The sequence below is a fragment of the Catenibacterium sp. CAG:290 genome (assembly GCF_000437715.1).
Classification (GTDB): domain Bacteria; phylum Bacillota_I; class Bacilli_A; order Erysipelotrichales; family Coprobacillaceae; genus Catenibacterium; species Catenibacterium mitsuoka_A.
The window spans coordinates 40861-54733 of sequence record NZ_FR898772.1 but is presented as its reverse complement, the minus strand read 5'-3'; the positions used below and the strand labels follow the sequence as shown (position 1 = coordinate 54733).

Sequence of the window (13873 nt, the reverse complement as noted above, 5' to 3'; positions counted from 1 at the left end):
TTTGGAAAACTGTCATTTATTTCGAGACAGCCTCTTTATTATTTTATAAACTATTGCGATTAAAAAGGTGTCATTTTACTGACACCTTTAGCCTTTATTAGGAAACTTAGAATATACAAATTGACGTAAACGTGGATGTTCTCTCTTATAAATGAGCTGATAGAGCACATATGCGATTATACTTGCTGCTACAGCATCCATAAATGAATGCTGTTTGATGAACATTGTAGATAATGTAATAAGTACTGCTGAGATAATCGCAAATATATGCATTGGTTTATTATCTTTGAATTTCTTTGATTTAATGAGTGCTATCGCACATCCTATTGAATTAAATACATGAATACTCGGAAATACGTTAGTTGGTTTATCTGCCCCATAAATAAATCTTAACCAGAATTGTTCAAAGGCATTCCCTGTAAGTACTTCTGGACGATGACAGAATGTTGTTGGGAAGATTGTGAATATGATAAGTGAAATAGTCATACCACAGGCAAGAAATGAAAAGCCACGATAGAATTCATCTGCATCATAGAAAAACAAGAATAACAAAGTTCCTGCAACAAATAAAAACCAATAGATATAAGGAATAATAAATGCTGGTACAAATGGTATGATACGGTCTAATCCTACATACATATCAAAGAAATGACTAATATCTCTTTGTTGTAAGCCAAAGTACCAAGGCATATAAAATACAAAATAGACAAGAACCCATGCATGTTCATGAGTCTTTATGAATTTCTTAATCATTTAATCACCCAAAGTTTATTCTATCGATTCAGTAGGTAATAGTCAACATAAAAAAACAGTGATAGAATCACTGTTAATTGAAACCAAATAGTTTCTGTGCAAGTTTATATCCACCAACGATTAGTTTACGTCCTAGTGGATCATTTAATTGCATAGCAAGACCTAATGCAGTCTTCTTTACTTCCTTATAAACGGCAGGCTTTGTATCCTTCATATAAGCCCATAAATCATTACGTTTCTGTAGGTTTTCTTCTGTACCACTCTTTACGCAAAGTACTGTAGTTACTGTAGTAATCATAGATAAATACTTAATTAAGTATTTTCTCATCTTACGTGATTTAAGTTTATCAATATCAATCGCATCAATCATACGTTTATTCACTCTAATCTGCTGATCAATACGTTTAATCATCACTGTTTCATTCACTGACTGATCATCACGACCAATGAAATAGTGATATAAATCAACATTTAGATAATACATAGTCTGAACAAATGGAATAGGTTCATACACAAATAAGTTATCTACATAGAATGTATGTTTAGGAAGTACAAGACCACTTGCACGTAATACTTCTGTACGATAGATAATTGAATGCATTAATAGGTTCTGTGATGGATAGAAATATTTCACATCATACCATCTGAAAATCTTATTTTCAGGTAATGCATTTGTATAACGAATAGGCTTCTGTGTATTCTTTGATGGTTTATCATAGACATAGTTACAGATCATCATATCGACATCATTACCAAGTTTCTTTAATGTCTGAATCACTTTAACTAAAGATGCTTCATCAAACCAGTCATCACTGTCTAATACTTTAAAGAAGCGTCCGGTTGCATTCTTTAAACCAGTATTCACTGCTTCACCATGTCCACCATTTTCCTGATGTATACATCTGATTGTTGCAGGATATTCTTCCTCTAATAAATCTCCTATCTCTCCTGTCTTATCCTTAGAACCATCATCAATGATTAAGATTTCAATATCATTTTCACATATTAATAATGGTTCAATAGCATGTCTCATATAATCCTGTGAATTATAACAAGGCACTGCAACTGTAAGAGTTTTCATATATTTACCTCCATATAGATTTATTTTACCATAAATCACCTTAATAAGGCTATAATTTATCAACTATCGCTTGTGTTTACATCTAAAATTAATGTAATATATACTGTATACGTAAGGAGTTGAGGTAAACAAATGAATAGAGACGTAACATATAAGGATAGTTTACTATTTCATATTAGTACAATGAAGTTCCTTTGTCCTGTATTTGGTATTATCATGTTAGTTCTTGGCTTTATAGAAGCAAAAGACGGTTATTATGTGATTACAGGGCTTGGTGTCATCGGGCTTCTACTTATGATTTATATCACTTTAAAGGTGAATAAGAAGAAGACTTTCTCTTATATGATGACTGAAGATGATATTACTTTTAAAGAAGGTAATAATGAAAAGAAGTATGCTTATGAAGACATTACTAAACTAGTAGATGATGGTAAAACACTTACTATTTATTCTAAAGAAGGAGTGATTGCACAGCTTTCTTCATTAGAATTTGAAGTGGCTGATTTAGCTGAATTAGTTGAAGAATGTACTGATCATAAGATCCCTTATGAAGATGTTGAGGGTACAAAGGAAGCACCTAGTCGTATGCCTGCTGTATCAGTTACTAAACCAGTAATGCTTGTATTAACACTTATCCAGTTAGTGTCATTAGTGGCTGGTATGATTGGTGCACTTGATTCTCTTGTTGTGGGTGGATTAATTTCTATCGTTATCCCTGTGCTTGCAGGTATTTACTATTTAGGTCTAACTGCCGAAGGAAATCAGCCAGCAATCAAGGAATTGTATGGATTGTTCTTCGGTAACTTTATTATCCCTACTATTACAGGATGGTTAATTCTATTTACTAAATATGCAATGGAAAATACAAAACCTGTTATTTATGCAACAATCATTGTATTCTTAATTATCTTTGTGTTCTATCGCTGGATTGGTGAAAAAGCTGGATTACCTAGAGATGCATTATTTACATGCTTCCTAGTTATCTTTATTCCACTTGCATTATGCTGGATCAATGATCCTCTTGCAAAGGTAACTAATACAGAAGAATGTGTTATTACTAAGACAGAACATTATGCAACTAAATTCTCACAGGTATATCATTTCAATGTAAAAACAGGTGAAAAGAAATTTACTTATCGTGCTACCGCAAAAGAATTTAAAGAGTATAAGAAAGGCGATACAATCACAATCGTTACTAAAACTGGACCTTTCGCAGTCAGTTATAAAGAAATCAAGAAATAGGCATTTGCCTATTTCTTTTTTATGCAAAAAAATAGAGTTCCATGATGGGAACTCTATTTTAATCTTTGTGAATAAATGAATTGATGCAATCCACTAGTTCATCAAATTCCACAATAATCTTGTCTAAATATTCCTTTCCGGCTGGTTCTAGGTGATAATACACTCTAGCTTTATTGTGGTAAATGATTGTATTGCTTGAAATATAGCCATTTTCAATGAGTTTGTAGATAATAGGATACATAGTACCATTCTTCGGTTCAATACGACCCTTAGATTTTTCTGCAATCTCTTTAGTTAGTTCATACGCATATTGATCTTTTTCTTTCAATAAGCTTAAAATCATTAAATCAAGTTTAAATAAATAGTTTGAAGTCTTTGCCATAATTAATCACCTACAATAAGGGTATCAAATCTTAGAAGCGTTTTCAATACATTTTTTCAATAAAATGACGTATTTGTGCACCAAACTGTACTTTTATACTGTTTTTTCAATAAAAAAGCGTCATTTTTTTAAAATAGTGTGTAAGAAAAAGAACTCTATGCCTTAAGAGTTCTTTTTCTTACCATATCAATATACTGGTCTTCATGTAGGATTCTAATATCCTGACCTTGTCTTGATAGTGTCATGGCTTTTTTAATCTTCTTATTGCCTTTTTGATATCTTGTCTGCTTGTAGTCCTTTTTTCCAATAACGAGATATCTTGTCTGTGTTGTGACATGGAATGATGGTGTCATACCATCCTGTTCTACAAATGCTTCTATTTCTTGTTTTGTATGAGCAAGTTTTCCAGTGAAAGCAACTGTTTCTTTCTGTATTCCCATCTTTACTTCCTGTACCTTATCACTTGATACAAGAGGTTCAATAAAAGAACTTGTCATACGTCCTAAAGGGACATTTTCCTTCTCGTGAAGCTCTTTAAGACTTGTATAGTGATGTTCATCCATCATCTTCTTTAAAAGCTCTGCACAGGCTAAAGAATCAGCCAATGCGTTATGGGCATTCTCTAATTCCACTGAATAATAATCACATAGAGAACCTAAGCCATACTTTTGTAATTCAGGATGAAACAGCTTGGCGAGTACTAATGTACATGATAAGAAACAAGTAGGCTTTCTTATGCGAAACCTTCTAAATACTGCCAATAAATGATTAAGATCTGACTGGATATCATGAGATATCACAATACTGTTTTCAAAATATTGACTAATCTTTGGCCAGATTTCCGGAAATGTGGGTTGTTTCTTTAAATCCTGTGGTCTGATCTTATGAACCTTATAACGATAAGGATCAAAAGTCAATTTAGGAGGTCTAATAAGTGAATAGAATGTTTCTTTTACTTTCATATCCTCCAATACGACTATTCCAATAGAACAGATACTAACAGGATCATTATTTAATTCTTCAATATCAAAGATTGTTATTTTTTCACTCATTCAATTCCCACTGCTTTCTTTGCTAACTGATCTGCCTGTTCATTATAGAAGTCACCTGTATGAGCTTCTACCTTCATAAAGACAATAGGCAATTGTTTACGGTATTTAGCCATTTTATCAGCATAATACTGTGTCAGCTTTTTATTAGCTTTCCATTCTCCAATAGCCCACTTTTCAATACCCATATAATCATAATAAATCACAATACCATCATATTCAGGATGTTCTACTGCATACTTTACAGCTGCAAGTGCCCCAAATATTTCTCCTGCGACATTACGACTAGATATACATTCTTCATTATCTCCATGTCCACAAAGACGTTTAATGACCTGCTGTCCATCAATTAATACAGCACCATAACCATATACTTTCTTTTTCGCATTAAAAGAACCATCTACATAAGCAATTAACCCATGTTCCATTTGAGGTATTTCTTTTTTATCAGAAATAAACTCTTCTGCTTCCGTGCGTGATGTAAAGGACTTATAAGAAGCATTCTTAAAGCCATGAATCTGCTTCTGACATTCTGCCCAAGAGTTATAAATACCTGGTACTCTTCCGTTTTTTACGGCATAATATTTCATTTTTATCACCTACCCCATAATAATGAAAACAATAGGCGTTGTCTAGTTAATTATGCAAGTTCACAAAAACTATTTACTATGTTAAAATGAAAGAAATAAACAAAGTGAGGTTATTTTATGTTGATTGAAAAGAGATTTTTAAAATATGTGAGTTTTGATACACAGTCTGATGAATCTTCTACAACATCTCCTTCTACAGAAAAACAATTTGATTTAGCTGATTTCTTAAGTGAAGAAATGCAGATTTTAGGTGTAGATGAAGTAGAAAGAACAGATCAGGGAATTGTATACGGAAAGATTTATAGTAATTCTGATGAGCCTATGAAAGCAATTGGATTTATTGCCCATATGGATACTTCTCCAGATGCAAGTGGACATGATATTCATCCACGTATTATCCGTTCTTATCCAGGAGGACGTATTATTCTTAATGAAGAAAAGAAGATGTATTTAGATCCAGAAACAAATCCTGAATTAAAGGGTCTTGTGGGTGATGATTTAATTACAACTGATGGAACTACACTTCTTGGTGCAGATGACAAAGCAGGTGTAGCTATTATTATGAGTATGGTAGAGTATATCTGCCAGAATAGAGATTTTAAGCATGGTGATATCTGTATTGCGTTTACTCCTGATGAAGAAGTAGGTAGAGGTACTGAAAACTTTGATGTAAAGAGATTTGGTGCTGATTATGCTTATACAGTAGATGGTGGTAGAATTGATGAATTCAGTTTTGAAAACTTCAATGCCTATAAGGCTGATGTCACTATTACTGGTAAGAGTTATCATCCAGGCGATTCTAAAGGTAAGATGGTGAATGCTCTTACTTTAGGTCGTCAGTTTGATACAATGCTTGGTGATAATAAGCGTCCTGAAGCAACAGAACATAAAGAAGGCTTCTATCATCTTCATCATATGGAAGGTGATGTTTCTACAGCTAAGATGACTTATATTCTAAGAGATCATGACATGGATAATATGCATGATATGATTCATACAATGCAGCTTGCTGCTTCTTATTTAAATCAGGTCAATCATGGCAATTATATTGATATTGACTTTACTTTACAGTATAAGAATATGATTGAAGTTATCAATAAGACGCCTGATATTGTATATAAGGTAAAGCAAGCTATGATCAATATAGGACTTGAGCCTATTGCATCTCCTATTAGAGGTGGCACTGATGGAGCTAATTTAAGCTTTATGGGACTTCCTTGTCCTAACTTAGGTACTGGTGGATATAACTACCATGGTCCTTATGAATTCTGTAGTATTAATTCTATGAAAAAGGGTGTTAAGTTACTTCTTGAATTGATTAAGGAGGCATAATATATGAAGTGTTTGTTTATTATTAATCCTTCTAGTGGTACACATGCATTCCAGAAATCTATTGATCAGTTTATTGGTCAATTAATTCTTCATACTAATGTGAATACGATTGATACTTACTTTACTAGAGGTAAGAATGATGGATTAGAACGTGCTGCTAGACTGACTAAAAATGAATATGACTTTATTGTGGCAGTAGGTGGGGATGGTACTATTAATGAAATCATAACAGGACTTATTAAGAGTGAATCTAAGATTCCTCTTGCGATACTAGCAGCAGGTACTGTCAATGACTTTGCGACTTACCTTAATCTTCCTAATACACCAGAAGCATTCCGTGATATGATTGCTCGTTTTAAGACAAAGAAGATTGATGCAGGTTATGTAGATGATCATTGTTTTGCGAATGTATTAAGTGGTGGTATGTTTAGTGATATTGGATTTCTTGTCACTAAAGAGGAAAAGAAGAAATTTGGTCCTCTTGCCTACTATATCAATGGATTGAAGATGTTACCTGAACAGTTAGGCTTATCACTTCATCTTAAAGTAAAAGCAGATGAAATAGAGTTTGAAGAAGATGCCGCCTTATTCATGATTACGAATAGTTCTCATGTAGGAGGATTTCCAGGAGTGACTCCATATGCTTCTACAAGTGATGGTAAGTTAGATCTTATTATTATTAAAAAAGGGAATGTAGCTGAACTACTTAATGTCTTTATGGATTATAAGCGTAATCTTCATCCTCAAAATCCAATGATTCGTTATGTTCAGGCAAAGGATATCACAATCAGTTGTGATGAAGATATTGTCTATGATATTGATGGTGAAAAAGGACAGAGTTTCCCTGTTCATGTTGAATGTTTAAGACATGCAGTTTCACTCATTATTCCAGACCAGGATGAAAAGTAAACACAAAGAGGAAAATCAATTGATTTTCCTCCTTTTTAGTTCATGATGTTAAGTTATTTATTTCTTTGTAAAGAACTTGATACTTCTATAGATATAGTAAGCAAGGGCAGCAGCTGCCATATAATAGAAGAAATCAGTGATATCAAAATAGCCTCTTAATGAAAGTAATTTAGCTACTTCGAAAATAAAGCTAACACCTAAAATAAATGTGATTAACTGTCCTAATGTACAATCCTTCTTGATCACATAATATAATGCGATTGGCATCACTAAGAATATCTTCACGATAATATTCATCTGTAACGCCTGATAATTTGAATTAGGATCATAGTAGAACGGAACAAGATTAGTCGCATTGGCTATTCTAGAGAAGTAAGGTGTACTATTACTTAGAATAGGTCTTTTCTCTATTATAAATGCGATAAATACAAGTAAGTAGAACACGATAATGCATGATTTAAACGATAGGGTCTTTTTCATAATTTCCTCCTGTTAATATGATCATGAACTATATGACTATCTTTACTACTTATCACTACAACTTTATTATATACTATCCAAAAAGAAAAAAAAGAAAATCTGATAAAAATCAGACTTTCTGTGCATTTTTTCCCTCTTCTACTAATTTATTCAATAAAGCTACATACTCTTCAAACTGTGTTCTACCTTCATCAGTCAAATGATAAGTTGTCTGTGGTCTGTTATTTACAAATTCCTTTCTCACTTCCATAAATCCTTCTTGAATTAGCTTTTTAGTATGTGTTGTCATATTCCCGTCTGTACAACCTAGAATCTCTTTCATCTGTTTATAAGTGAGATCTTCAACACTTAAACTGGCAATCATTTGAATTCTTATGTGCGATTCAAATACCTTTGATGTATTGTTCATAACGTTTTCCATTAGATTTCCTCCCTAGCATCAATAGAATCAGCATTACCAACATGCATTAATTCCTAGTTGTTTAGTATATTTTTCACCATATATAATTATTATATAATTTATATCAATAAATTTAAAGGCTATGGGCAATAAAAAAATAGAAATCATCAATGATTTCTATTTTTTTAGAAGGTTATAGAGATTATAAATCATAATTACTGTCGTTATCACAATCAAAGAAATATTATTATATGTGAATTGTGTAATCACATTTGTATAAAGATGATTCTGAATAGTGGCAGTATATTGGTCAAAGAGAAGGAATAGACCTACTACAGCATAAACAGCACTAATGAGTTTAGTGACATTATTCTTGGTTGCCATCACAAACATGAGAATAAAACATATCGCAATTAAGATATTTGAGATAATGGAAAAAGAGATAGCAGTAGAATAATTCTGATCCTGTGTAAGTAATGTGAGTGCATGCTGGAACTTCTGTACATATTCTGTTGATGAAGTTTGTATGATATAAAGTGCTATAGGAGTTGCCCCATAGATAATTGATTTAGTCGTATCTTTCATAGTGATTCCCCTTTTATATGTATTTTAATCTATTTTAATGTAAGTTACAAGACTCCTGTAACTTCTGCATATAAATAGACTTTTTTCTAAATAGTGATATATGTTTACTCCTTCTTAAATAATTCATATAATAATTATAGAGGAAAAACATAAACGAAAGTGCAGGTGAATATTATGAATGTTTCTCAAACTCTTTATAGCAGCTTATTTCTTAAGCTTCTACCATTATTGATTGTATCATTATTCCTTACATTCCTATTAATAAAGGCAAAGATGTCTAAATTATTTTATCTGCTTATAGGTGCAGAAGTCATTGGTATATTTGTGATGCACTACAGCACAATATCGATGTCTATGATGTTGTATGAACAGACAAAAGCCTTTAGTACTCTTTCTAATATGTTCATCATAGTGGGAATGTATCTTCTTATTCCTCTTCTTTCAATCATACTCTATATAATATTAAGAAAAAGAATTTAAGAGCGATTTAGTCAATCGCTCTTTTAAGTTTGAGATATGTAAGTCCTACACATGTAGTCATGATTTCAGATAGTGGTAATGAAGCCCAGATTCCTTTCATACCTAATTGTGAAAGAATAATAGATGCAGGTACGATAAGTACTACACCACGCAATAGAATAAGTGTAGAAGCTATTTTAGCGCTTTCTATTGAAGTAAAGTATGTAGTTAAGACAATGTTTACCCCTGCAAAGAATAAGCCAATAAACATGATTTTAAAGCCTTCTATTGCTAGTTTATATAATGTTGGATTGTTTGTCTTATTAAATAGAGAAGTGATCATAGAGGCATTTGTGAAGACTGTTAAGTAAATTATGAAAGATATTAATAAAGAGATAGTAAGAGTCATTCTTCTTAACATAATAAGATTCTTTGTATCATGAGAACCATAGGATTCACTTGTAAGAGGCTGCATACCATTTGCAAGACCATTAAATATCGCAATACATACAAGCCATATATTACATACAACACCATAAGCAGCAACACCTATATTACCTGTAATCTTTAATATAAGTGTATTAAAAAGAAGAACAACCAAACCACTTGATATCTCTATCAACATAGAAGGAAAGCCTAGTTTAATAATTCTTTTAATCATAGAGAATTGAAAACAAAGATGAACGGGATGGAATGTATTCTTCTTTTTAATGAAGTGTAAAGAGAGAATACTTAAGCCAATCAAAGGTGCAAGACAAGTCGCAAAAACGGCTCCAAACATACCCATATGACATAAGAATATAAATACATAGTCAAGTATGACATTCATCAGTGAAGCTACAATCATAGCTGTTGTCGCAAGAGCTGGATTGTTATCATTTCTTACTAATGCATTGAGCGCATTATTGAAGATGAAGGCAGGTGTAAATATCATAATAGTTCTTAAATAAATTACTGTATCTTGTAATACGGCATCATTGGCTCCTAGCATTCTTGCAAGAGAAGGACTGTATAATACTCCTGTAATCATGAAAAGTGCGCCTATTACAAGTCCTAAAAGCACTGTATGATCAAACACCTGATTGATTTCATCATGCTTGTGATCTATTTTTAAAATAGATAATCTAATACCAGATCCTATTCCTAACATAAGCCCTATCCCGTAAATAAAATTAAATACAGGTATCGCAAGATTCAATGCAGTGAGTCCTTTATCGCCTATTCCCTGGGCAATAAAGAATGTATCAGCAAGTATATAAAACGATATAGCCATTTCTCCCAATATGCTTAAACATATATATTTAATAAATCTTTGTTTCATAGATTCCCCCCCCTTTATAAAAAAAGAAATAGTGAAATCACTATTTCAATTCTTTTGCGAGACCTCCTAGAGATGTTTCTTTATAAGCAACATTCAAGTCTTTGCCTGTTTCTTTCATAACTCTTACAACTGTATCGAAAGGTACTTTATTCTTACGTACATAACCTAACTGCCCTGCAAGCATAGCCGCATCATAAGCACGTAATGCAGCCAAGGCATTTCTTTCAATACAAGGAATCTGTACATAACCACCTACTGGGTCACATGTTAATCCCAAGTTATGTTCCAATCCCATTTCTGCTGCATAATCAACGAGACTATTATTTAACTCATTGATCCAGGCCATAGAGGCACTTGCCATCGCACAAGCTGTTCCTACTTCTGCCTGACATCCTCCATCTGCACCAGCAATAGTCGCATTATATTTAACTGTATTACCATATAATCCTCCAATCGCAAGTGCTTTGACTAAGTCTCTCTTTTTTAAGCCCATCTGATGATGTGCATAATAGAGAATAGCTGGTAGTACACCACTTGCACCACATGTTGGTGCAGTAACAATCATATGACCATCTGCATTTTCTTCAGAAACTGCATAAGCATAGCTAGCAATAAATAAACGTTCCTGAGCCATTTCATGATGTGTATTTAAAGCCTGTTGATACATAGAACCGGCTACTCTTTTTAATTGTAGACTGCCTTGTAATATTCCCTGTGTATGTAACCCATTTTCTACGCAGATAAACATTGCTTCAAGAACTTCAAATAAATATTCTTTAAAGTTTTCATCTTCAAAACGTAAGACATAATCATAAAGTGATAATCCTTCATTTTCACAATAATCAATGACTTCACGCATTGTATGATGAGGATAGATTTCTACCTTCTCCTCTTCTAAGTCTCCCTTAAAGTAAATTTCTCCTCCACCAATAGAATAAGCTTCAATAGGTTTTAATGCTTCTCCACCACAATATACTGTAACTAACATCCCATTAGGATGGTAAGGTAATTCACCGCTCTTAAAAGAGAAATCACATGGTACAGGCGCAAATGTCTTCTGCATGATTTTATCCGTTAAATGTCCTTTACCAGTTAAAGATAAAGAACCATACAGATCAACATGTACCTTTTCCATATCTGGATAAAGTGATTTAATTCTTTCAGCGATCTTCATCGGTCCATAAGTATGAGATGAGGAAGGACCAATTCCTATTTTATAAAGTTCTCTAAGTGATTGCATGTATTATCCTCCTTAAAAAAAAGCAGGCTATGCCTGCTTTTTATTTATTCTTTAATGCCTGTTTAGCAAGTGCTAATCCACCACAAAATCCTGCATTATCTGCAAGTCCTGGATAAACAATATAATCCTTGATCTTATCTGTTGTAATTTCTTCTTTTGCAACATAGCCGTTCAACATTTCCTGAACGTATTTATGAATCATTGGGAATAACTGTTTCTGGTGCATAACACCTCCACCTAAAATAATCTTCTTAGGTGAAATTGTAAGAATATAAATACATAAAGCCTGAGCAATATAATAAGCTTCTAAATCCCATGCTGGATGATCAACAGGTAATTCTTTAGCGCTCTTACCCCAGCGTTCTTCAATAGCTGGTCCAGCTGCTAAACCTTCAAAACATGTTCCATGATATGGACATTTACCTTTATAAGTATCTTCTGGGCGAGTGATCAATTTCATATGACCCATTTCTGGATGTAGTAAGCCGTGTACAAGATTACCTTCTACAACAGCACCTCCACCTACACCTGTACCAATAGTCAAGTATAATGCGCTATTTAATCCTTTAGCAGCACCAAATTCTACTTCACCTAAGCATGCACTGTTTACATCAGTATCAAATCCTACAGGAACACCTGGGAATGCTTCTTCTAAATCCTTTACGACATTATGATTAGACCATCCTGGTTTAGGAGTAGTAGTGACACTTCCATAAGTAGGACTTGTCTTATCTGGATCAATTGGGCCAAATGATCCAAAACCAATAGCTTCTACACCCTTATCCTTGAAGAATTCAATTGTTTTCTTCATTGTTTCTTCTGGTGTTGTAGTTGGGAAAGATTCTCTTTCAAAAATGTTACCATTCTCATCACCAACACCAACGACGAACTTTGTTCCTCCACCTTCAATAGTACCTAATTTCATTATCCTTTACCTCCATAATAGTAATTATTAATATTTTAAATTATTTACTCCTAAAAGTAAACGGACATTTGAATACTCTTACATTTTTTAAGCAACCATCTTATCATTTTTATAATATGCATATTGATCCAAAGAATAACCATGTTCCTGCATCACTTTTGACATGATTGTACCTTCAATCATTGCACGTTTTGCGGTAATTATTTTATAGTCTTCTTCCCCTTTATGAGTATGAATAATATCCATTAATTGATTGTGTACCTCATAATAAAGGCTGCATAATGTATCCAAACTCTGATTCTGTAAGAATACTATATAATTTTCATCAAAAAGCAATTCATCCATGAAAAATGCCTCCTTCTAGGAGACATTATATCATACTTATTTATATTTATCTGTATGTAGAATCTTATTTGCGTTTTCTACACGTTCATTTGTAGGTGGATCAATTCCTTCTAGCTGATATTCTAAGTTAAGTTCCTTCCACTTATATACACCAAGAGTATGGTAAGGAAGAACTTCTACCTTTTTCACATTACTTAAAGTATCAATATAATCAGCCAATGCATGAAGATCTTCATCATAATCACTTCTTTCAGGAACAAGTACATGTCTAATCCAGATAGGCTTATTGATATCATTCAAATATTGAATCATATCAAGAACACGCTTGTTTGAAGCACCTGTTAATACCTGGTGTCTTTCATCATTGATTTCTTTAATATCAACCATCAATAAATCAGTATATTTCATTAATTCCTCAAACTTAGAGAAGAAAGGCTCTTCTCTTGTAAAGCATGCACCACTTGTATCAATACATGTATTGATTCCTGCAGCTTTAGCAAGTTTAAAGAATTCTAATAAGAAATCAATCTGTACAAGTGGTTCACCACCAGATACAGTAATACCTCCATCTTTACCCCAATAAGGTTCAAAACGTAAGGCACGGTCTAATGCCTGCTGTGGTGTCCATTCTTCAAACTTCTGACTTGCCCATGTATCTGGGTTATGACAGAACTGACATCTAAAAGGACATCCATGTAGAAATAAGATAAAACGTACACCTGGTCCATCTACAAGACCAAATGTTTCAACGGAATGTACACGAGCGTTCATCACATTCTC

General features: G+C 33.1%; 17 protein-coding genes. 4 read left to right on the top strand and 13 right to left on the bottom strand.

Going from position 1 to position 13873, the window contains the following annotated elements; all coding sequences use genetic code 11:
- Positions 1-87: 87 nt before the first annotated feature.
- Together QVO42_RS01860 and QVO42_RS01855 are read right to left on the bottom strand one after the other, a co-directional pair.
- Positions 88-753 carry a phosphatase PAP2 family protein gene (locus QVO42_RS01860; protein ID WP_022424494.1) on the bottom strand — a complete coding sequence of 222 codons (666 nt, stop codon included), beginning with the start codon at positions 751-753 and terminating at the stop codon, positions 88-90.
- A 73-nt stretch (positions 754-826) separates the two neighbouring features.
- Complete coding sequence (locus QVO42_RS01855) at positions 827-1834, bottom strand: glycosyltransferase family 2 protein (RefSeq protein WP_022424493.1); 1008 nt, start codon at positions 1832-1834, stop codon at positions 827-829.
- Between the two features lie 132 nt (positions 1835-1966).
- On the opposite strand from QVO42_RS01855, the gene QVO42_RS01850 reads away from it, so the two are divergent.
- Positions 1967-3076 (top strand): YdbT family protein, encoded by a 1110-nt coding sequence (locus QVO42_RS01850; RefSeq protein ID WP_022424492.1) that lies wholly within the window; start codon positions 1967-1969, stop codon positions 3074-3076.
- Between the two features lie 58 nt (positions 3077-3134).
- Here the strand turns inward: QVO42_RS01850 and QVO42_RS01845 are convergent, their stop codons facing one another.
- From QVO42_RS01845 to QVO42_RS01835, 3 genes are all read right to left on the bottom strand, one after another.
- Positions 3135-3458, bottom strand: coding sequence for a PadR family transcriptional regulator (locus QVO42_RS01845; protein WP_022424491.1), 324 nt, complete (start codon positions 3456-3458; stop codon positions 3135-3137).
- 155 nt (positions 3459-3613) lie between these two features.
- Positions 3614-4510 (bottom strand): exonuclease domain-containing protein, encoded by an 897-nt coding sequence (locus tag QVO42_RS01840; RefSeq protein ID WP_022424490.1) that lies wholly within the window; start codon positions 4508-4510, stop codon positions 3614-3616.
- Complete coding sequence (locus tag QVO42_RS01835) at positions 4507-5097, bottom strand: ribonuclease H1 domain-containing protein (RefSeq protein WP_022424489.1); 591 nt, start codon at positions 5095-5097, stop codon at positions 4507-4509. Before QVO42_RS01835 ends, QVO42_RS01840 begins: the two co-directional genes overlap by 4 nt.
- A gap of 117 nt (positions 5098-5214) precedes the next feature.
- Here QVO42_RS01835 and pepT point away from each other — a divergent pair, with 117 nt between their 5' ends.
- Together pepT and QVO42_RS01825 are read left to right on the top strand one after the other, a co-directional pair.
- A complete protein-coding gene (gene pepT, locus QVO42_RS01830; RefSeq protein ID WP_022424488.1) occupies positions 5215-6429 on the top strand; it encodes a peptidase T in 1215 nt (404 codons plus the stop codon).
- Between the two features lie 3 nt (positions 6430-6432).
- Complete coding sequence (locus tag QVO42_RS01825; protein WP_022424487.1) at positions 6433-7338, top strand: diacylglycerol/lipid kinase family protein; 906 nt, start codon at positions 6433-6435, stop codon at positions 7336-7338.
- Between the two features lie 57 nt (positions 7339-7395).
- Here the strand turns inward: QVO42_RS01825 and QVO42_RS01820 are convergent, their stop codons facing one another.
- The 3 genes from QVO42_RS01820 to QVO42_RS01810 form a co-directional block, all read right to left on the bottom strand.
- Complete coding sequence (locus QVO42_RS01820; protein ID WP_022424486.1) at positions 7396-7818, bottom strand: VanZ family protein; 423 nt, start codon at positions 7816-7818, stop codon at positions 7396-7398.
- Positions 7819-7927: 109 nt separating this feature from the next.
- On the bottom strand, positions 7928-8239 hold the full coding sequence (locus QVO42_RS01815) for a transcriptional regulator (RefSeq protein WP_022424485.1): 312 nt from the start codon (positions 8237-8239) through the stop codon (positions 7928-7930).
- Positions 8240-8395: 156 nt separating this feature from the next.
- Positions 8396-8803, bottom strand: a complete 408-nt coding sequence (locus tag QVO42_RS01810) for a hypothetical protein (RefSeq protein WP_022424484.1) — start codon at positions 8801-8803, stop codon at positions 8396-8398.
- Between the two features lie 174 nt (positions 8804-8977).
- Here QVO42_RS01810 and QVO42_RS01805 point away from each other — a divergent pair, with 174 nt between their 5' ends.
- Positions 8978-9283 carry a hypothetical protein gene (locus tag QVO42_RS01805; RefSeq protein WP_288163567.1) on the top strand — a complete coding sequence of 102 codons (306 nt, stop codon included), beginning with the start codon at positions 8978-8980 and terminating at the stop codon, positions 9281-9283.
- Between the two features lie 7 nt (positions 9284-9290).
- Here the strand turns inward: QVO42_RS01805 and QVO42_RS01800 are convergent, their stop codons facing one another.
- From QVO42_RS01800 to pflA, 5 genes are all read right to left on the bottom strand, one after another.
- On the bottom strand, positions 9291-10583 hold the full coding sequence (locus tag QVO42_RS01800; protein ID WP_022424483.1) for an MATE family efflux transporter: 1293 nt from the start codon (positions 10581-10583) through the stop codon (positions 9291-9293).
- A 40-nt stretch (positions 10584-10623) separates the two neighbouring features.
- A complete protein-coding gene (locus QVO42_RS01795; protein ID WP_022424482.1) occupies positions 10624-11823 on the bottom strand; it encodes an L-serine ammonia-lyase, iron-sulfur-dependent, subunit alpha in 1200 nt (399 codons plus the stop codon).
- Between the two features lie 40 nt (positions 11824-11863).
- Positions 11864-12748 carry an ROK family protein gene (locus QVO42_RS01790; RefSeq protein ID WP_022424481.1) on the bottom strand — a complete coding sequence of 295 codons (885 nt, stop codon included), beginning with the start codon at positions 12746-12748 and terminating at the stop codon, positions 11864-11866.
- Between the two features lie 87 nt (positions 12749-12835).
- Positions 12836-13093, bottom strand: coding sequence for a hypothetical protein (locus QVO42_RS01785; RefSeq protein WP_022424480.1), 258 nt, complete (start codon positions 13091-13093; stop codon positions 12836-12838).
- A gap of 36 nt (positions 13094-13129) precedes the next feature.
- Positions 13130-13864, bottom strand: coding sequence for a pyruvate formate-lyase-activating protein (gene pflA, locus QVO42_RS01780; RefSeq protein ID WP_022424479.1), 735 nt, complete (start codon positions 13862-13864; stop codon positions 13130-13132).
- Between the last annotated feature and the right edge of the window lie 9 nt (positions 13865-13873).